The organism is Chitinophaga sp. SVR4-12A, assembly GCF_056754765.1.
This window is the reverse complement of sequence record NZ_JBPGWP010000001.1, coordinates 6,216,021-6,236,691: the sequence shown is the minus strand read 5'-3', so window position 1 is coordinate 6,236,691 and position 20,671 is coordinate 6,216,021. Positions and strand designations below refer to the sequence as shown.

Below are 20,671 nucleotides of genomic sequence, written 5' to 3'. Positions count from 1 at the left end.
TAGCGTTAAGTACAAGGTATAGGGCAATAGGGTGCCATTAGCATCCTGCATGTGTTTTACGGGATGCCTTGTACAGTTAAGGAAATAGAGTGCCGGCCCTGTTCTTTGGCAGGAACAGGCAATAGTTCAGCAGCTGTTATACAGCGCGGTGATTTTTACATGGGATAAACCTGTAAATGATTGACTAACCGGTTGGCGGTAATTGGTAACTTTCCATCATTTGATTCAGTTTGGTTGACTCTTAATTTGTTGTATTACTTTATTATGCACAATGCTACTTAGTACAGGGGCATAGGAGCCCGTTCCGGTCGTTTTCCGACACCAGAAACACCAATAGATTCTCTGCAAATGCTATGTTTGCTGGATTAACCTTACCCTCCTTGTAACTGAAAGGCTACTTTGGCTGGGTCAAATAGGGACTGTTCATAATAGCGATTGAACTTTTGGTTTTCTACTAGGTTTTAGTTTAGATTACTTACTGACAGCTACCTCCGGTGATGCGATAGCTGTTGGTACTGCTGTCCTTATGAATATTCGCATTTAAAGATATTGCAATGAGCGTAAGCGCTTTGTCCAGGTCATCATCTGTGTCAAAATCTCCATTAAAGGCGCAGGACCTGATCCTCTTCTCCGTCTCGATCGTGATGTTATAATACCGCTCCAGGTCGTTCACTACTTTTTCAAGCGGCACTCCTTTGTACATAAACCTGCCATTACGTTTCTGTGCATAGAAGCGCGCATCATCAGCAGCGTCCTTCATCTCCAGCTGGTCTGTCATCTTATTATATACGGCGCTTTTATTGGCGGTTACGATCATCGCCTGCGCATTGCTGTCAGCTTCGCCTTTTGCGAGCACCTGTACCCGGCCTGTTACCACCACCACTCTTGCCTCTTTTGCATTACGGGCCTCTATATTAAAGGAAGTAGCCAGTACAGTGGTATTGATCAGTGACGAATGAATCACAAAAGGCTGTTTTTCATTATGGGCCACTTCAAAAAACGCTTCACCGCTCAGGTTCACTTCCCTTTTTTCCTTGTTAAACTGTTCCGGATACTCGAGCTTAGAGCCCGGCTCCAGGGATACCAGCGATCCGTCAGGCAGCGTGATCACTTTACGCTCCCTGGTGGTGCTCACCACCTGTTGGGGAGGCGCCTGCCTGCTAAAACGGTAGTATCCTATTCCTACGGCCAGCAAGATGGCTGCCGCAGCTGCCATCCGTAAGCTGTATACCCGTATCTTCCTTCCGCCGGAAACGGTGGGAACAGGTATATCCTTATGAATTCTCTTTAAGAGCTTCTCTGACAGTTTCCTGTCCAGGGTATGCTTGACAGATAATAGGTCTGCATCAAATTCCTCCGCTGCTATTTCCTCCAGCTCCGAAAGATCATTCCCATCCAGATATTGCAGCATCCATTCCCTTTCAGCAATCGTCCACTCCTCGGTATGTAATAAATGCCTGAGATATTCCTTCCTATTGTGCACGCTGTTCGGTTGTTTAAATTAAATACAATGAGGTGATAAAAAAGGGTGGGTGTATTCCCCAAAAAAAATCACATATATTTAACAGTAATATACATCGTGAAGCAAGTTATGCATTTTCCGCCTTATAGGTCGTTATGGAGGAACAGCAGGAAAAGCACTATAAACTTATGCTCCGCATTCTTCTGGATGTAATCATTGAGCTTCACCATGGCGGCAGAAAGGTGTTCTTTCACAGTGTTACGGGAAATATTAAGCTCGCTGGCTACTTCATCATAGGTTTTGCCTTCCAGCTTACAACGGGTAACAATCTTGCGCCTTTGCGGGGATAATTCAGCAATGGCCTTTTCCAGCAGGTGGTACTGTCCTTCCTGCATGGTCTTATAATCCAGCGACAGTTCATCTCCCAACTCCTGCGCCAATAGCTTCTTATGCAGGTTTTGTTCGCGCAGCTTCTTCCGGGTATAGTTCACAGACAGGTTAAAACTGATCACAAACAACCAGCCAGCCACAGATTGAGAGGCTTTGATCTCCTGTCTCTTTTCCCAAAGCTTTATAAATACCTCCTGTAAGATATCTTCGGCTACCGTTGCTTCCTTCACAAATTTGAGGATATTGCGGTAAACTACTTCGTGATACTTCCAGTATAGGGTATCAAAGGCGGTTACATCATTTTTATGCAACCTTTCTACTAATACAGCATCTAGTGTGTTCATGTTGGCATTTGGTTGTAAAAGCAGTCCCGCTTCCCCCAAAGCAAAAGTTCCCTTTTTTTGAACTATAAAATACTGACATTTCTTATGACTTTATAACAAAAATTTAAATTAAAATATTTGCAAATGTGCTTTACGTTGATAAGTACACTCTTTTATTTGCCTTATAACACTAAAGTTGGTATCGGTGGCAATACGCTCAAACCTGTAAATGACCGCTTTCCCCTATTCCTTTCCATTTAATTTGCCTATTTTTTATTTTGACCGGTAAACCGATAATATCAAATCATGAAGCTCAGACGAACCCTGTTACTATGGATCTTGTTGCTGGCGCATACCATACTGCATGCCCAGACGCCCTATGTTTTCACCAAAGGCCTGATCAGCGGGCCATGTCATCAATATGGCAGACAGGCCCTCTTCACCGATCAGCTGGCCTGGATGCTGAATGCCCGTCAGCTGCCAACACCAGTGGAAGGCGCCAAGGCGCCCGCTAATGAAAAAGACACCAGCGCCTGGCAAGCTATCAGCGCAGACAGCGCAGGCATGTTCAAAGGACGGGCCATCAATAACGGGTACCTCTATCTTACTTATGAATCAGCCAGCGCGCAAACAGCGGTATTGAATATCACCGGTCACCAGATGGTGTATGTGAACGGCGTACCGCACGCGGGAGATATATACCGTTACGGCTGGATGTATTTCCCTATACAGCTTAAAAAAGGCCTGAACGAATTCTTTGTGCGTACGGCCAGAAGCTGGGGCAGACAAGGTATACAGGCGCAGCTGATCTTTCCTCAGCAGGCCGTGTACATCAGTAAGGCTGATTCTACCATGCCCTTTATAGTTACAGGTCAGCAAAATGACGCACTCTGGGGCGCGGTAGTGATCGTTAACACTACTACCAGGCCATTGAAGGGATTGCAGTTAAAAGCTACTGTTGCAGGCAAGGAGATCACAACGGCGGTGCCTGACATTGCGCCTATGACCACCCGCAAAGCAGGTTTCCGTATGAACGCCGGCAACATCCGCCAGAAAGGGGATGCCAACTGCAAGCTGTCGCTCATCAACGGCAAACAATCCCTCGATGAAAAGACATTGGCGCTGCAGGTGGTGAGCCCCGGCGATCATTACAGCAGCACCTTTGTAAGTAATATAGACGGCAGCGTACAGTATTACAGTGTGTCTCCTCAGGTGCCTGCAGCGGCTGATACTGCGAAGGCTCCTGCCCTTTTCCTGTCTGTACATGGCGCTGAAGTGCAGGCTATCAACCAGGCCCGCGCTTATGAACAGAAAGACTGGGGCGTGCTGGTAGCGCCTACCAACCGCAGGCCAAGAGGCTTTAACTGGGAAGACTGGGGCAGGCTGGATGCTTTGGAGGTGCTGGCGATCGCTAAAAAAACTTTTTCACCAGACCCTGAACGCATCTATCTTACGGGCCACTCCATGGGTGGACATGGCAGCTGGTACCTGGGCGCCACCTACCCGGGTAAATGGGCCGCCATCGCTCCATGCTCCGGCTATCCTACCTTAATGGGTTACGGATCAGCAGACGGCCTGATCCCCGATTCGCCGCGTAACAATACAGAGAAAGTATTGCTCAGGGCCAGCAACCCAAGCAATGTATTGAAGCTGGCCACCAACTATAAAGCAGCCGGTGTGTATATACTGCATGGTGATAGCGACAAGGTAGTGTCTGTAAACTATGCCCGGCAGATGAAACAGGTGCTGGCAGGCTTTCATCCCGATTACAGCTATTATGAATACCCCGGCGGAGAGCATTGGTATGGCAATCAGTGCGTGGACTGGGCGCCCTTGTTTAACTATTTCAAGTGGCATACCATCACACCAGACAGCACTTACAATGATATCGACTTCACCACCGCTAACCCGGCTATCTCTTCAGGCCTTCGCTGGGCGCATATATTACAGCAACAGCAATCACTGGAGTTCAGCCGTATACAGCTGAGCAGAAGCGCCGACAGGCAAACCATCAGCGGCACTACCACCAACGTACAAACGCTCGCATTAGTACTGTCTGACATGGCGCCCGGCACTACCGTCAATATACAGCTTGACGGAGGAACGCCCATCGCCTTTACCAAACAAAACGCCGATACCATCTACCTGCACAAAGCATCCGCATGGACCACCGGTACATTACCGCCTGCCAACGAAAAAGGCACACAACGCAACGGTACGCTGAAAGAAGCTTTCAACAACAGGATGGTATTTGTGTATGGTACAACAGGAACAAAAGAAGAGAATGAATGGGCCTATAACAAAGCCCGCTATGATGCGGAAACATGGTATTACAGGGGCAACGGCGCAGTAGACCTGGTTGCAGATAAAGATTTCAATGCAGCCGCCTATCCCGACAGAGGCGTTATTCTATACGGACACGCAGGCAGCAATAAAGCATGGAGCGCTTTACTGCAGCATTGTCCCATCCAGGTAACAAGAGGAAAGCTGCAGGCAGGCAATAAACAATTTAACGGCGATGACCTGGCCGCTTATTTCGTTTGGCCCAGGGAAGACAGCAAAACCGCTTCAATAGCAGTGATCAGCGGCACAGGCTTAACGGGCCTCCGTGCAGCAGAAGCCAATCAATACTTTGCAGGCGGCAGCGGCTTCCCGGATTATATGATCTTCACCGCTGAGCTGCTCAAAGGAGATATCAACGCGGTAAAGACAGCAGGGTTTTATGATAATAAGTGGCAGATGGAATAAAGAACAGCATTTAGCTATTAGCGGTTAGTAATTGCAGCTGGCAGCTAATAGCTAAATGCCAGTAGCTACTGATACAGTCTCACCTTCCCTATCATCACCTTTCCTTCCGGCGTTATCACACTTACTATATACACACCGTCTGTGTACTGGCCAGATAAACGGAAACGCTGGCCTTCCAGCAGTTCACGCTGTAATTCCCGGCCCTTGATATCACGAATGGTAAGACGGCTGCCGGCCCATTGTTCATTACCCTCCAGCAACAGCTCTCCTGTTGATGTATTGGATGATAACTGCAGCTTAACTGCTTTTGGGGGCACTGTTACAAATCCCGATTCATCTCCTACTGCCTGATGGCGCTGGCAAGGACTTACCGTTACGGTAATGGAATCGCGGATCCTGTCGTCCGCAAATAATTCGGAAACAACATAATACACGGAAGTAAAGCCCGGACTAACGGTGTACTGGCTGCCAACATGCAACAGGTTGCCGCCTGAAGGAGCGTCATACCACAGGGTTTCCGGGAAAGGTGTACTGGTAGTAGCAGTGAGGGTAGCGCTATCGCCCTGGCAGATGCTTACCTGCTCATAAAGGATGCTAAGCCTGGAATTACCCGTCCATTGTGCATAGGTTTTTGAAAAGGCTTGAGGGCCCTGGGCCACTACAACTAAAGGGCAAAACATGGACAGTAACAATACGGCATAGTTGTGCACACTGCTGCGATTAAGTGGGATTTTCCTGAACATAGTTTAAAAACAGGTTTTAACGGGGTTTGCTAAAATGATCTTGCTGTATCAGATATTCCGGCCTTGGTGTCGTTCGTATCTAAAGTTATTTTGACTAATGCTAATGACGGTTCTACACTGTATAACGGAAACGGAAGACGAAGGTACGGATATTTATAATCTGGCCAACTACATATTGATGGGGTAGCCGATAACGATGTTTTTTCAAAACAAAAAATAAAAATTACCGCGAATGCATTTTATCTTAGTAAGGTAGTTAACCATGGAAAACTTTCAATAACCCTATTTTATTGTTTAAACCTTAAACCCGATTTTAAATTCCACAGACACCAAGAACGAGCCAATTATCCATGTGCTGATGCACACATTATCAATTGTTATTTAAAACCCGTAACCATGTCAGTGACCCACGTCCATTTCACGAAGGGAAAAGGCATACGCCTTTATACGCCCGAAAACGAAGAATACCTGGATGCCGTTTCAGGTACTTTTAATCTCTCCCTGGGCTACAGCCATCCTGAAATTGTCCAGATTCTCAAAGCACAGGTAGAAGACCTGGTGCATGTATCTTCCTCATTTACAGCAGATCTTGCAGAACGCGTACTGCAGGATATACTGGCCTATGCCCCTGAGCATATTACAGACGGCTGGATGAGAGATATCATAGGGTCCACGGCCAACGAAGGCGCTGTAAAAATTGCGAACAAGTACAACGGAAAGAACGAGGTGATCAGCCTGTCCCTCTCCCATCACGGGCAAACACTGTTCACCACGCAGATCTCCGGCAATGCTTTCAGGAGGAAGTCTTTCTCCCACACCATCTCGTCAGCAAATGCTGTTGTCCCTGCGCCCTATTGTTACCGCTGCCCTTACCATGCCAAATATCCCGGCTGTGGTTATCTCTGCACGGAAGCCATTTATGACCATGTGCAATACGGCAGCTCCGGCAACGTTTCCTGTATCATTATCGAGCCCATTCTCGGCAACGGAGGGAATATCATCCCACCGGAAGGTTACTTCGAAAGGCTCCGCAAGATCTGCGATGAGCTGAACATCGTGCTGATTGCCGACGAAGTGCAGACGGGCATTGGCAGAACCGGCTACATGTTTGCCAGCGAGCACTTTGACATCAAACCGGATATTATCACCCTCGCCAAAGGACTAGGCGGCATTGGCATACCTGCGGCAGCTATCCTGTACCGCTCGGAATTTGCTGTGCTTGAAAAGTTTGAGCACTCCTATACTTCGGGTGGTAACCTGCTGACCCTGCGCGCTGCGCAGAAAACCATGGAAGTAGTATCCAGGGAAGGCTTCCTCGAAAATGTAAGAGTGAACGGCCGTTTCCTGGGTGGTTTGTTGCACAGGCTCAAAGAAGACTACGGTCACGTGATCGGCGATGTACGCGGCACAGGATATATGTGGGGCCTTGAGATAGTAGACAAAGACGGCAACCCGGATGTTGCGCTCACCAATAAGATCATTGATACCGCACTGGCGGATCATAAACTGATCCTGAGAGGCTCCCGTTACGGATTTGGCAACGTAGTAAAAGTAAGGCCTGCATTAACCGCCACACAAAGCGATGTGGAAGAGATCTATTACCGGCTGAATAAATTATTCCTCCAGTTGTAAAGCACATTCCCTCAACAAAAAACCACGCGACAATGAAAGCTATTGTTTATAAGGGGCCCTGGAATATCAGGGTCGAAGAAAAAGAAGAACCCGTTATTACCCAGGCAGAAGAAGTGATCGTAGAGATCCACAGCACCGGCATCTGTGGTACAGACCTGAGCATTGTTTCCGGCGAATACTCCGCCAGGCAGCAGGTGATCATCGGTCATGAATCTGCGGGCGTCGTAGTGGCCAAAGGCAGCGCCGTCGATAATTTTAATGTAGGCGACCGTGTAATTATCGATCCTACCTATTACTGCGGCTATTGTGAGAACTGCCGCAGGGGACTGCGCAACCATTGCTATATGAAAGCCAGCACGGAAGCGGGTGTTTCAATAGATGGCACCTTCACCAGATACTATAAGACCACACGGAATTTCATTTATGCCTTGCATGATGAGGTGCCTTTTGAGGAAGGCGCGCTCTCAGAACCACTCAGCTGTGTGCTGACGGCCATAAAGAAACTGGAAGTAACGCCCTTCCTGCGAACCGCCGTGCTGGGCGGCGGCCCTATCGGACTGCTGTTTTGTTTGGCGCTCAGGCAACATGGCATCCAGGAAGGCGTCATCTATGAATCATCTCCCAACAGGATCAGCCTGATCGAAAAAAGCAATGTATTATCCAGGCAATGGCAGCTACAGCCGTCCTTCATCCCGCAAAAAAACCAGTATGATCTGATCATCGATACCACCGGCAGCCTGCTGGAAACATCCATGCAGGCTATCACGGAAGGCGGTAAGATCGCGTTGATCGGCCTGCGCAATAACCGCCAAACCATTAACCCGCGGGAGATCGCAGACCGCAGCATTTCCATTGTCGGCTCCATTGATTCCATGGACACCTTCCAGCATGCTGTAGCGCTGATCAACAGCCGTCGCCTTGGATTGGAAAAGATCATTACCAGGGCTTACAGCCTGGATGATTTTCCGCAGGCCCTCTCCGACCTGGGTGTCCATGTGGACAGCCGGCAACGCAATAACAATATCTCCAGCTTAAAATCAGTGATCAGCATATGAAGTACATTATTTTTGATATAGACGGCACGCTGACCAATACAACAGACATTGACGACAGATGCTTTACCCAGGCACTGGAAGATACTTTTCACTTTAGTGATATTGATACCAACTGGGGTAATTATGAGCACACCACGGATTCCGGCATTATTCAACAGCTCTTCCGGGAGCGGGAACAGCGTGACTGCTCCGCTGAGGAAATCAGCCGTTTCATTCAGCATTTCTGCAGCCTGCTGAAAGAAGAATACCAGCAGCAGACCAACAGCATACAGGAAGTGCCCAAAGCCGGAAAGATCCTGGAAACCTTATGTAAACGTGATGATGTGAAGGTAGGGCTGGCCACCGGTGGCTGGCGGGAATCGGCCTTGTTCAAGCTCCGTTGTGCTGGCATCAATATTGAGGCTTGCAGTGCTGCTTCGTTTGCACAAGACGCCGTGGCCAGAAGGGATATCATCCACAACACTATCCACCAGATGAATACCCGCCTGCAGCATTCGGCTCCGCTCTCAAGCATTATCTATGTAGGCGATGGGCTGTGGGACTATAAAGCCACACAGCAGCTGGGCATAGGATTTATCGGCATCGCCAATAAAAAATTGTCTCATTTAAACGACATCCTGAAAATCTCTGATTACGATGAGCTACAAGACCACCTTGTTCAGTATGGATCATAAAAGGACCTACCGCATTGCTACCGGCGTTTTTTTCTTCATCATCGGTTTAACCTATGTGAGCTGGGCATGCCGGATCCATGATATCAAGGAATATTTTCACCTGAACAATGCAGGGCTTGGCAGTATATTGTTTTCGTTACCGGTAGGCTTACTTGTAAGCCTGCCGGTTTCCGGCCTGCTGGTGACCCGCCTGGGCAGCCGCAGGGTATTGATCACGGCCGGTCTGCTATTTCCGCTCACACTTTGCGTGATCGGTTTTGTAACGGAGATCTGGCAGCTGGTAATGGTATTGTTTTGCTTCGGTTTTCTGAACAACCTCTTTGAAGTAGCGATGAATACACAGGCGGTAGGTATCGAGGCCTTATACGGACGGTCGATCATGGCCTCTTTTCATGGTCTCTGGAGCCTGGCAGGCTTTACAGGGGTATGTATCGGCACCTGGATGATCTCCCTGGGCTGGCCCGTATGGGTGCATTTCTGCCTGATCTGCGCCGTTTCCTGGGTATTATTGATCATTTCATACAGGCGCCTCTTACCGGCTGATCAGGCGACAGAAAACCAGCCTATTTTCGCGTGGCCGGACAGCAGCCTTTTAAAACTCGGATTGATCGCCTTTGCCAGCCTGATAACAGAGGGAACGATGTTTGACTGGAGCGGCGTATATTTCAAGCAGATAGTGAGCGTACCGGAGTCTTACACTACGCTGGGGTATCTTGCCTTTATGGGCACGATGGCGGCCGGCAGGTTCACTGCCGATCGCCTGGTAACACGTTTTGGCGTAACCAGGATCTTACAGCTGAGCGGGATCACCAGTACAGCCGGACTACAGCTGGCGGTGATGTTTCCCAATGTCTATACCGCCACCCTGGGCTTTTTACTGGTAGGCATCGGCGTATGTTCAGTAGTGCCGCTGGTATTGGCGCTGGCAGGCAAGTCGCAAACCATGGCCCCTGGCATTGCCATCGCAGCGGTATCCACCATCGGGTTCCTCGGTTTCCTGGTAGGGCCGCCGCTGATTGGCTTCATCGCACAGGCAGCCAGTTTGCGCTGGTCTTTTGCACTGGTCTCCATACTTGGACTGCTTACCACATTGCTGGCTTCGAAGATCAAATAATGTCTTAAATTTTCTCTATGGAATGGTATAATGAACCGGCAACCTGGTCGGGCAATGCAAAGCAACTAAAGATGACCGCGGGCCCCGGCACAGATTTCTGGAGGATCACCCATTACAGCTTTATCCGGGATTCAGGTCCCTTCTATTTCACAGCGATACCCGGTAACTTTGAAGCCTCGGTGAAAGTAAGCGGAGAGTACCGTGAGCTGTACCATCAGGCGGGGCTGATGATCAGGATAGATGAAGAGAACTGGATAAAAACAGGAATAGAATATGTGGATGGCGTACAACAGGTAAGCGCGGTGGTTACGCGGGTGGTGTCTGACTGGTCTGTGGCGCCACGTAATGACAATCCGGCTTCAGTATGGCTTAAGTTATTGCGGAAAGGGGATCATGTGCAGATCAGCTACTCTTTTAACAATGCAGATTTCCTGTTATTGCGGCTGGCTTATTTCCCGCCTGGGGCCGATGTACAGATAGGATTATTCGCCGCAGCGCCGGGGGAGCAATCTTTTCAGGCGATGTTCGAGGATTTTGTCATTTCTGCGATAGATTAGCGGTGCCACATTGCTTTCACACCCCTGGATAAAGTAACGATATAGTAACGATATAGTATCGATAACGTAACTCTTTTAAGAGATACGTTATCGATATATATACTTCATGAATGTGATAGAAATACCTTACGATATACACTGGACTTTAACCAGGTTTTAGTTACTGTTGGGACTCAACCAACACGATCTTTACCCTGATGTTCGCTTCAGGCTGGGGGCCGGAGTTGGAACCGTCTGCAATCTGCCTTTCCAGTATAAGATGTCCTACATGATGGGTGTAAGAGTAAGAGTAGCCACCATAAACTTCAGGCAGCGCTTCATAGGTAGTTCCATTATCGCCGGAAATGGATACCACTATACCGAAATCCTGGTTTACCTGTCCGTCCAGCTCCGGTATCGGGAGATCCACCAGATAAGTTGAACCATCGCTGGCGCGTGTCCAATCTCCTGAGTCAACATCAAAGAAGATGGTCTGGTTGGGTGTAACATACTCATATTTTTTTGTGCAACCCGTAAATAAAACGGCCATTAAAAGAACTGGTAAAAATAAAAACGTTTTCATGCTGTGAAGGTTTTGATATACCGGTGCGCGGAATATTAGATATACCGCTTATATAACAAAGACAATGCCACTTACCTGATTTTTTCCTATATTTATATCACACCTGGTAAACCCTGTTACTTATGTTTACACAAACATCCTCAAAAGATACCTCTTCTGCCGGTTCCCGTGCTATAGCGGAGCAAACTGCTTCCTCATCCGCCCTACAAATGAAAGCGCCAAAAGAAGATGAGCTGCTGCAGGGAAAATTCGTTGCACAGCTGCAAGGGCCCCTGGAAGAAGAAAAGGCGCCTGTTCAGGGAAAATTCGTGCTGCAGAAAGCTGGCAAAGAGGAGGAGAAACTTTTACAAGGTAAATTTCCAGCCCAGTTGAAGGAGAATAAAACCGGTATGCCGGATAACCTGAAGTCAGGGATAGAGAACCTTTCGGGTATGGATATGTCAGATGTTAAAGTACATTATAATTCCAGCCAGCCGGCCCAGCTAAGCGCACTGGCTTATGCACAGGGGAATGATATACATGTAGGCCCCGGGCAGGAAAAGCATCTGCCGCATGAAGCCTGGCATGTAGTACAACAACGCCAGGGGCGGGTACAGCCTACCATGCAAATGAAAGAGAGCGTACCGGTGAATGATGATCCGGGATTGGAACGCGAAGCGGATACGATGGGGCAAAAGGCAGTGGAGGGATGACGATCATTTATCATCCATAAACCTGGCGTTTTTCAGCATTGCATTTACTTTTTCAAGCTTCTCAGGAAAAAGTGTGCCCTTAACGGTGGTTTGAGTAACAACTACTACTTCTCCGTCAGGATGTTGAAACGTGAGGATGCGCTTAGGCCCTTTAGTGTTATTTTTCTTAAGAATAGACATATAAATGAAGTTAGGTTATTTTTTTAACAAAAAAAGCATGATAATCAATAGTTATTTCTGTTGGATCAAAAGGCACTTCTTCAAAAACTTTCTCTGATAATCTGAATGCAGAAATAATATACTCTGTACTAAAATTTAAATAATAGGTTCGCAAGATACGCCCGTATAATCTGGTTCGCTCATTTGAACTCCCAACAAAGACTATTGTAGCTTGAGGATATTCTGCTATGAAGGCTCTTAATATGTTAACAACAGTGGCAAGTACCTTTACTATATCACCATTATTTGATTTTACAGTATCATCGATTGTTCCGTCCCTCAGCTGATCGCCAAAGGCAATGTTATAAAGATTTGGCCTGTCACTTGCTGTAAATTCAACGGCTTTCTTTATCTCCTGCTTCCCTGAACTGATAAATACATATCGTTCAGAACTAACCCGGGTAAACAAATAAGATGGATGATTCATTTATTCTATTGCTCTTATTGCTTTATTAATCACTCTCATTAAATATGCGCAATAATAAAGCCCACGAACGTAAAATAAGTTAATAGCTAGTTAACACTACCAGGAATATTTATATCAAAATGACACCTCCTACACCGTCTTCCCCTCCTTTCCAAACTCCTTTCTAATACCCGCCATTACGTCTTTGTGCAGGATCGTCTGACTGCCCCGCTTCAATGCCATTAAACACGTATAACGGCTGATGTTGATAATAGATCCTCCCGCCATCTCGTACTTCTTTGCAATATCTTCCAGGTCCAGCTTTTCTTCCAGCTGCAGATGCGAAGGAAAGGCCTGCTGCCACAAACGCAAACGGTGTTCTGGCCCCGGCATGGAAAAATAGATCATCGACTGGAAACGCCGGCTGAAAGCTTCGTCAATATTTGCTTTGAGATTGGTAGCTAGGATCACCATGCCCGGAAAATCTTCTATACGCTGCAACAAATAAGCTACTTCCTGGTTGGCATAACGGTCGTTGGAAGAAGATGTTTGTGTGCGTTTGCCAAACAGCGCATCCGCTTCATCAAAGAACAGGATCCAGTGCTGATGCGCCGCCCTGTCAAATACCTGTGCCAGGTTCTTTTCTGTTTCGCCGATGTATTTAGACACGATCATGGAAAGGTCGATGCGATAAACATCCATATCAAAACTCTTCCCCAGCAAACAGGCCGTCAGCGACTTACCGGTGCCCGGAGGGCCATAGAACAAACTGCGGTAACCCGGCTTGATCTTACGGCTCATGCCCCATTCATTCATCAATGTATCGCCATGCTCTATCCACGCGCGGATCTCATCTACTTCGTCCATCGTATGATCTTCCAGTACCAGGTCGCTCCATTCCAAACCGGTATGGATCCGTTTGGCGGGGAAGTGTATGCTGTAATCCGGTTTGTGAGCAGTGCCCAGTGTAAAATAACTGAGATATTCAGGATACAAGCTAAGCGTACCACTTAAGAACGGCTCTTCCGCATTGGCAGGGATCAGTTTCAGTATCGCATGCTTGGCAAAGAAATGATCCGGCCCGAAAAGCTCTATCAGCTGGAAGCGTTGCTGCAGGCTATTGGCGGCCAGCAGAAATGCCGCCGTTTCACCGGTAGGCAGAAAGCCTCCATGGTGAAGGCCTTTAATACCGCCGAATTCAGTAAAGCCACGATCGTAAGTAGCATTTTTGATAAAGAACACGTCCAGTAATTGCGGACGGATATGAGGGATCAATGCCAGCAGTAAGACCAGCCTTTCCATAGTGTTCATCTTGTAATGCAGCACGATCTGCGCATAAACAGCCGGCTCTCCACTAAGATCAGGCGGCTGCGGTTCTTCCCGTTCCTCACCCGTTTCATCTCCTGCAAAATACCTTTTCATCCGCAGGTCTGACAGCTGCTGAAACCAGCTCAGCTCGCGGTTTAACACGGCAACATTGTCCTGTATCATTGGAATACCCATTCTGTATATAACATTTTATCCATCCAGGAAGTTTTCAGCATGGCGAAACTCCAGGGAAGGGTTTGTAATATCATATCGTATCCCCGCTGCTCTACCCGCATATACCAGGCTTCTTCTGTTTCCCATAAGGCGCCATCTCTCGACAGGAAAGCTTCCCGGAAGCCTTCCACTGAAGTATGCTTCATCCGCTCCCACTGCTGCAGCACTACCTGTAGCATCTCATGCGACAGTTGCTTTTCCTCGTCTTTCAATGTCAGCTCTGCGGGCACCGGTTCTTCCAGCGGGAAATTACACAACACTTTATTCAGTACCAGCTCATGTTCAGCATGCTCCTCCTTCAGGTTCACGGTATACTGCAAAAAATGTATCGCCCTGATCTGGGCTTCGGGACTGGTGAACTGCCCTGCAACTACGTACCCCAGACGCTGGAAAGCGAAGGTGAGGAAAGGATACAGCAATACCAGCCCTGCATTGCCCACATAGACCGTATCGGGCTCCGGCATTTGTAGTTTATCATACTCTTTGTTAAACTGTTCCGGTGTCGAAGGAAGCGCGCGTTTTTTCTCTGCCGCAGGGGACTGCTTTATAGCAGGTACTTCAGCACCAGGCGCTTGCCTGGAGGATAACAGCTGCATATCTTTCTCATACATCCTGCTACGGATATTATCCATGTGCAGATGCGTCCGGGCATATTTCATTGCGCGCTGCTGCAAAGCGGGCAGGATGTTGCGTAAATGATTATAGGAAGAAATGATGATCTTCTCGTCTACCCCCACCAGCTGTTCAATAAAATTGCGTGCAATACCGGCGCCATTATTCATCACAAATTCAAGAAAGCGGCCCGCGTACGCCGTTGCATTAGGTAAAGTAAACTGCCCTGTCAGCAGCATAATATGAAATTGCCGGAACAATACCCTCAGCTTTTCTCTTTCGCCGCTGCCGGTGATGATCCTGTCAAAAAGCTGTTGCAGCTCGCGTAAGGCGGCTGTGGCGGGGTGCCCCCATCCTATCTCAATATCCTCCATCATTTCCAGGAAGGTATCATCATCCAGCTGCTGTGCCGCATATTGCACCAGCACCGGGTAATGGAAGATCCGTTTGTGAAAAGACTGTCTCTCCTGCCTGCTCTGCTGTTTATAAAAACGTACCGCATCCCTGAAGCTGTTAACAGCGCTTTTCGCAGAAGGCATAACTGTTTCCTGCAACATCAGCAGGCTGTCTTCTATGGCATAGGCTTCCAGGCTTTGGCGGATACTATTTTCCTGCAGGCCACCTGTTGGCGGCGTGAATACCTGGTAGATCTCCATCCTTGCAGACAGCAAGCCTTTACCGTCACTGAACATGGCCTTTAATACTGCAGGCTTTTCGCGGAACAGCAATATAACAGACAGCTTCAGCAATGCCTGAACGGTTCCGCCTTCTACACCGTACAGGTGATCTGGCAGACGTTTATGGGCAAGGAAATATGTCAGCAATCCAATTGCCTGTTCCAGCCATTCCTGCTTTTCCGTTGCACTGGTAATGGTATCGTACTGGCTGAACCTGTGCAGCAAACGGGATACTGCTGCAGGCAGGATAGAACGCTGTTCCCTTGCAGGTGCTCCCTGTTGTTGCGGCAGCTCCTGCCAGAGCCCGTCCATCACAATCATAGTTCCTGCCTCGGGTGGTGACAGTACATGCTCCATCCAGGACAGCAACAATTCGCGTACGGGGGTAAGCGTGGTGCTTACCTGCCAAAGACTATATACACGGTTCAGCATAACAGGCAGTCGCTGCATAACAGCGCTTATATCCCCCAGCTTCTCCTTATAATTAATATACAACCATTCCACCATTCGCGCGCCCAGCCAGATCGTCTCGTTTGTAGTAAAAGACCCTGCCTGTGAGGGCAGCGATCCTGCCTCGAGGAAATGCCGCAGCCAACCGGTAATGGTAGAACCGGTCAATTCCTTTTCCTCTGCCGTAGCCGGCGCCCGGTTATTACGGACAAAGTAGATCAGCGGATGAGCATCTTGCGAAACGTCTGCCGCCCGGCCGGTTCCAAAGGCATGATACCATGCTGTCCCTTCCGTTTGCCACACTGCTGCAAGCTGCTGCAGATGGTTGATTAACCAATGATGTCGGCCTTCCTCTTCAGCAATGATTGCAGGCAATGCGCTTTTCATCAGCATTACCAGGCTGCCTGAGCTAAGGCCTGTCACTTCAGCCCAATAGCGTATTGCTTCTTCCGTAAAGCTGGTCGTACTAAAATGCCCATACCCTGCATCTGCCCATACGCGCCAGAAGGCCTTGATGATCTGCTGCTGCAGTACCGTGGGTTTTACGCCCGATATCAGGTAGCGGTGCACGAGCTGCAATAAGGCATACACTTGTTCATATGCATTCCGGGCCGTGTCTGTCAGGCCTGAAGCGCGGGCAATTGTAAAGAATTGCTCGGATGTGATGCCCGATAGAAAGCGTTCCACGGCATAAGCCAATGTGCCCGCATATTTAAAGACCATTGCCACTTCTGCTACAGATTGCTCCATCAGCTGCTGTAACAGGCTCTGAACAGAAAAATGTGCATAGATTTTTCCCCACCATGGAACGCTGCCATACAACAAGCGATACAGGATCACATCGCGCAGCAGGATATGCGCAGGATCTTCGGATGAGGCCATACCGGGTATCGTACCAGACATCCTGCCGGCCATCGTTGCGGAGGGCCTGGCGAAGAACTGCTCATTGGCCTGCAGCAGCCAGTTATCATTCAATTGTGTGATCACCGCTGTACGCTGATCAGGTGCAAACAACGTTGTCCATCTTTTCCAGGCAGCTTCCTCTTGTAAGCTAAGGGTCAGCATTTCCTTTAGTAGCGCAGGTGATTGCCGGGCAGATAATAGCAGGACCTCATACAACATGGCTGGCGAAGAGACCTCCGCCCACCAGGGAAAAGATCCAAATTGCAGGTAATAACGCAATACGTTGATGGGCGCTGCCCCTTGTTCATCATGCTTTCCCGAAGAGAAAGTGCGTGCCTTAATATTACCTGCAGGATGCGTTTCGCTATACAGCGCCCTGATAAAACTACCTATAGTAGCGGTTTGTATCTCCTGCCTGTAAAAGACCAATGCATCATAGAACAGCTGCAGCAGCGTATCATAATCTACGTTAAAATGATGCGCCATCTGCGTGAGATGACTGCGTACAAACTCCCTGCGGTTAAAATTGGAACCACCATCTGTTAGCAGGTAGGTCAGCACAAACAGCCATACCGCTCTTTCCAGCGCTTTGCTTTCTGTTTGCAATACGGCTTGCTGTTGTTGTATATGCAGTACTTCCCTGCTATATTCCAGGATAAATTCGGCTTCGGCAGGCTCCAGTACCGTTACTATTTGTTGTATGGCTGCAATGGAGAATTGCCAGGCAATACGTTTACGTACATACTGTACCTGTCCCAGTTTGCGTATCAGCGCTGCCAGCAATGCCGGGGCATTCGTAACCAACTGAAAGATGACCTGGTCCGGTTGCTCCCGTTCTGCAGCAGTCGCCCACCAGGGCATAGCCCCACTGAGCAGGTAATATTCCAGTAGCTCGCAAAGACGTTCGCCGCCGGTTTTTACCTTTACCATGCCGCTCAGGTGATGCTGTGAGCCCCGAGCGCCCGTACGTAAAATGCTGTTCAGCGCCTTTTCCAGGGCTTCCAGTAATTTAAGGGGCAGCTGCGTTTCCATATCCCTGTACAGCACCGTACCGAGGTCCAATTCCAACGTATCCAGTACTGCCACCATATCTTCCGGTAACAGCTGTTGTAACAGCTCCTCCATATCGCCTTTCAGTCTCCGGCGGAAAAGGCTGCTGATGCTGTCCTGCAAAGCAATGGCCTTTGTCTTTGCACTGAACTGCACATCAAATGTATAACGGCGGATAATATGATGAGAGGCGCTCATGCGGATACTTTACCAGGAGAGCTGGTCATTGGCCAGGTAACTGATCAAAGGCTGTGCAGCCGCCTGTACATCGCGGTTATCCTGCATGGCCTTTAACCATTTAAAATAATGTTCTTCAAAAGTGCGCATGGCAGCAATGCCCAGCCATTTAAACTGCAGGCGAAGCTGTACCGGTGTCCGTTCGCGGAACAAGCCATCCGCAAAATCCCTGAATTCAGGCAGCTGGAAACGCGCAGGCCACGCAGGAAATACTACTGTAAGCCCGAAACGGAAGAAATCTTCCCGCAACATCTTCCCGGATTCGTGTTTGACATAGTATTCGAAATAGGCCTGCTGTTTTACCGCTTCTTCCTGCAAGGCACGCAGCTGCGCTTCTCTTTCCTCAAAAGTAGACCACCAGGGATGCTGATGTAAGAGCTTACCGTCGCGGTCATACATACGGAAACCGAAAGAAGGTTCATTAAGCTTGGGTTTCAGCAACAAGTGCTCCACCACGTAAAAGCCTTCTGAATCCGTACTGATTTGCCGCAGGCGCCGGATCATATCTTTCAGGCCTGCAGCCGCACGGTCACGGGCGCCCGCCCGGAGCACGATCTTCCAGGATTCATGATGGACGTGCCGGTACACTACCAGGTATTCCCTGCTTGCTTCGTCATGGATAATACGGTAATTATCCATGCTTAAACCTGTTCTGAGAAAGGCCAGCGGCTGTCCGGCAAAATTATATGCTGAAGACTGGTCTGTAACAGCAGGCGCGTCTTCTATCGCCACCTTCAGCACTTCATCCTTCAAATGGTATTCTTTGACAAAGTGAAATTGTGATTGACCTGCCGGCCGTTTGCCAACATTTACGTTGAGATGCGGCGCGTCAAAAACAGCACTGAGCCGTTTTTTCTTTTCATCGGGTATATACAACAGCTTGTACAACCATCTTTCATAACCTGACAGATCGCCGGGTTCTAATAGGTCTTCCCGGTAATTGAAAGATCGCAGGCGGTTCCCGGTAAGCCGTACTACCCGGCGTATTATATCGGCCTTCCATTCCAGCTCTGGGCTCAGCCTGGGATGAGTGCCCGGCTCATCATACACCTGATGGTATAAGGTAACGGGGTAAGTGATCAGGAAAAGGTTAAACCGTGCCATCAGGTGATCCAGGATGCGGTTCTTTCTTTCCTGGTACACCTTGTCTGTTTCATTTTCTTCGAGCAACGCCTTCATATAGCCGTTACCGCTGTCCTGTATAAATTGCTCCCAGCTTTGGCCCGCAGGTACCGCCTCGTCAGTGAATGCCCTGATCAGCGGCCGCACATGCGGCACATTGTAAAGTGGTTGTACAGCATAAGTATAAGGTGGTGTATTACCCGCCAGCGGAGAGAAAAAGCTCCCCAGGTTGCCCAATTGCGCCAGGTAATTGGCCAGCAGTTGTTCAAAGAATAAAAGATAGGCTTTCAGCTGTTTCGCCTGTGCTTTACGCCTGTCGGGCGATGCCGGGTCCAGCCCCTCCGCCCCTATTCCGTATATACCTGGAAAATGATGTTGCAGTGAATAATAACGGCTGATGCTGCGGTAATCTGCCTTTAAGCGGGGATAAGCCTCTCCCGTCTTCTGTCCTACAAACCTGCGCCGGGTAATGATCTTCGCCTTCTGGTACGCATTCCAGAACACTACATCCCTTAAAAGATATTCGTATTTGTCGCTGAAGATCCTGATGTCATTCTTTTCGCCTGGCACCTGTAAAAAGGGATAATGTCCTTCTTTCACCATGATAGGCCGTGAAGTAAACACCCCATCTTCACCGGCAATATTCAGGTTCTTTACTTTCAATACACCCGGCACTTCGGACACTGCTTTCATCAGATCTGCCGGGTCTATCATCGTTTTACGCCCGGTCAGGTCGCTGTCAACAATAAAGCCTTTCTTTAACAGGGGGCCACTGTAAATATCCTCCACTGCATATCCTTTACTGAGCAGCTCTTCTTCGGTAAAATAGCGTACCGGCGGATGCATGGCAAACTCAAATGCATTGCATACATGCGCAGCTATCTCCTGGGCATCGTAGCGGCCGTCTACCAGGATCTCCGCCTGCACCGCCATCAACTGGGGCTGCAGCACAATGATCTCTTCCACGTCTTCTCCAATATTCCGGTGAGACATCAGGCAATTGCAAACGGCATCCATCACAGACTTTTTCACTTCATCCTTTGCATCTACCAACGCGTCCTCCATCTGCAGGAACACCCTGTAGATCCCTTTTGTACATGCATAAGGCTGCAGACCTTTTACCGGTTCTATCCAGATATTCTCCACTTCATCCACTTCATCCAGTACCAGCTTACGGTAGTCATTGATCGTAACGGCGGAGCTGCTCATGATCGCTCCTTTGGAGAAGAACGCATGTAAGAGCGGGTCGATATCTCCTTTTCTATCGGCCAGTATTTCATCGATAGGGAAATCAGTACGGTACGCCAGATCAGTGATCGCGTAACACAGCTGCTCCAGGATGGTTATCCCCGGATCATGCAGGTTGTAGTCTGTCCACGTCTTGCCTGACAAGCGCTGCACATGCTCGATCGCTTCACGGCGCAGCTGCTCATAATCAAATCCCGGCTCCCGGCGCTTATCCCGTTCAATAACAATGTGGGTATCGGGCATAATGGTATAT

At 48.7% G+C, this 20,671-nt stretch carries 16 protein-coding genes; 7 read left to right on the top strand and 9 right to left on the bottom strand.

The window, feature by feature from the left end; genetic code table 11:
- Positions 1 to 475: 475 nt before the first annotated feature.
- Together ACR9Y8_RS25235 and ACR9Y8_RS25230 are read right to left on the bottom strand one after the other, a co-directional pair.
- Complete coding sequence (locus ACR9Y8_RS25235; RefSeq protein ID WP_481216027.1) at positions 476 to 1,483, bottom strand: FecR family protein; 1,008 nt, start codon at positions 1,481 to 1,483, stop codon at positions 476 to 478.
- 122 nt (positions 1,484 to 1,605) lie between these two features.
- Positions 1,606 to 2,196, bottom strand: coding sequence for an RNA polymerase sigma factor (locus tag ACR9Y8_RS25230; protein WP_481216026.1), 591 nt, complete (start codon positions 2,194 to 2,196; stop codon positions 1,606 to 1,608).
- Between the two features lie 285 nt (positions 2,197 to 2,481).
- On the opposite strand from ACR9Y8_RS25230, the gene ACR9Y8_RS25225 reads away from it, so the two are divergent.
- A complete protein-coding gene (locus tag ACR9Y8_RS25225; protein WP_481216025.1) occupies positions 2,482 to 4,923 on the top strand; it encodes a carboxylesterase family protein in 2,442 nt (813 codons plus the stop codon).
- A 65-nt stretch (positions 4,924 to 4,988) separates the two neighbouring features.
- Here ACR9Y8_RS25225 and ACR9Y8_RS25220 read toward each other — a convergent pair whose 3' ends face one another.
- Entirely contained in the window at positions 4,989 to 5,666 is a 678-nt protein-coding gene (locus tag ACR9Y8_RS25220) for an immunoglobulin domain-containing protein (protein WP_481216024.1), read from the bottom strand.
- 396 nt (positions 5,667 to 6,062) lie between these two features.
- Here ACR9Y8_RS25220 and ACR9Y8_RS25215 point away from each other — a divergent pair, with 396 nt between their 5' ends.
- Genes ACR9Y8_RS25215 through ACR9Y8_RS25195 form a run of 5 tightly spaced genes read left to right on the top strand, consistent with a single transcriptional unit; the run spans position 6,063 to position 10,698 of the window.
- Positions 6,063 to 7,298, top strand: a complete 1,236-nt coding sequence (locus tag ACR9Y8_RS25215; protein ID WP_481216023.1) for an aspartate aminotransferase family protein — start codon at positions 6,063 to 6,065, stop codon at positions 7,296 to 7,298.
- Between the two features lie 32 nt (positions 7,299 to 7,330).
- A complete protein-coding gene (locus ACR9Y8_RS25210; RefSeq protein ID WP_481216022.1) occupies positions 7,331 to 8,353 on the top strand; it encodes a zinc-dependent alcohol dehydrogenase in 1,023 nt (340 codons plus the stop codon).
- A complete protein-coding gene (locus ACR9Y8_RS25205) occupies positions 8,350 to 9,027 on the top strand; it encodes an HAD family hydrolase (protein ID WP_481216021.1) in 678 nt (225 codons plus the stop codon). Before ACR9Y8_RS25210 ends, ACR9Y8_RS25205 begins: the two co-directional genes overlap by 4 nt.
- Positions 8,990 to 10,141 (top strand): MFS transporter, encoded by a 1,152-nt coding sequence (locus ACR9Y8_RS25200; RefSeq protein WP_481216020.1) that lies wholly within the window; start codon positions 8,990 to 8,992, stop codon positions 10,139 to 10,141. The genes ACR9Y8_RS25205 and ACR9Y8_RS25200 overlap by 38 nt, the downstream gene beginning before the upstream one ends.
- Positions 10,142 to 10,158: 17 nt before the next feature.
- Positions 10,159 to 10,698 (top strand): DUF1349 domain-containing protein, encoded by a 540-nt coding sequence (locus tag ACR9Y8_RS25195; protein WP_481216019.1) that lies wholly within the window; start codon positions 10,159 to 10,161, stop codon positions 10,696 to 10,698.
- A 160-nt stretch (positions 10,699 to 10,858) separates the two neighbouring features.
- Here ACR9Y8_RS25195 and ACR9Y8_RS25190 read toward each other — a convergent pair whose 3' ends face one another.
- Entirely contained in the window at positions 10,859 to 11,260 is a 402-nt protein-coding gene (locus ACR9Y8_RS25190; protein ID WP_481216018.1) for a hypothetical protein, read from the bottom strand.
- Positions 11,261 to 11,382: 122 nt separating this feature from the next.
- Here ACR9Y8_RS25190 and ACR9Y8_RS25185 point away from each other — a divergent pair, with 122 nt between their 5' ends.
- A complete protein-coding gene (locus ACR9Y8_RS25185; RefSeq protein ID WP_481216017.1) occupies positions 11,383 to 11,952 on the top strand; it encodes an eCIS core domain-containing protein in 570 nt (189 codons plus the stop codon).
- Between the two features lie 3 nt (positions 11,953 to 11,955).
- On the opposite strand, the gene ACR9Y8_RS25180 is transcribed toward ACR9Y8_RS25185, so the two are convergent.
- The 5 genes from ACR9Y8_RS25180 to ACR9Y8_RS25160 all read right to left on the bottom strand — a co-directional run bounded on the left by ACR9Y8_RS25180 (position 11,956) and on the right by ACR9Y8_RS25160 (position 20,661).
- Entirely contained in the window at positions 11,956 to 12,132 is a 177-nt protein-coding gene (locus tag ACR9Y8_RS25180; RefSeq protein ID WP_481216016.1) for a hypothetical protein, read from the bottom strand.
- A gap of 10 nt (positions 12,133 to 12,142) precedes the next feature.
- Positions 12,143 to 12,598, bottom strand: coding sequence for a DUF6934 family protein (locus tag ACR9Y8_RS25175; protein WP_481216015.1), 456 nt, complete (start codon positions 12,596 to 12,598; stop codon positions 12,143 to 12,145).
- A 129-nt stretch (positions 12,599 to 12,727) separates the two neighbouring features.
- Positions 12,728 to 14,080: an ATP-binding protein gene (locus ACR9Y8_RS25170; RefSeq protein ID WP_481216014.1), complete on the bottom strand. Its 1,353-nt coding sequence runs from the start codon at positions 14,078 to 14,080 to the stop codon at positions 12,728 to 12,730.
- A complete protein-coding gene (locus ACR9Y8_RS25165; RefSeq protein WP_481216013.1) occupies positions 14,065 to 18,009 on the bottom strand; it encodes a contractile injection system tape measure protein in 3,945 nt (1,314 codons plus the stop codon). The genes ACR9Y8_RS25170 and ACR9Y8_RS25165 overlap by 16 nt, the downstream gene beginning before the upstream one ends.
- 9 nt (positions 18,010 to 18,018) lie before the next feature.
- A complete protein-coding gene (locus ACR9Y8_RS25160; protein ID WP_481216012.1) occupies positions 18,019 to 20,661 on the bottom strand; it encodes a hypothetical protein in 2,643 nt (880 codons plus the stop codon).
- Positions 20,662 to 20,671: the final 10 nt, after the last annotated feature.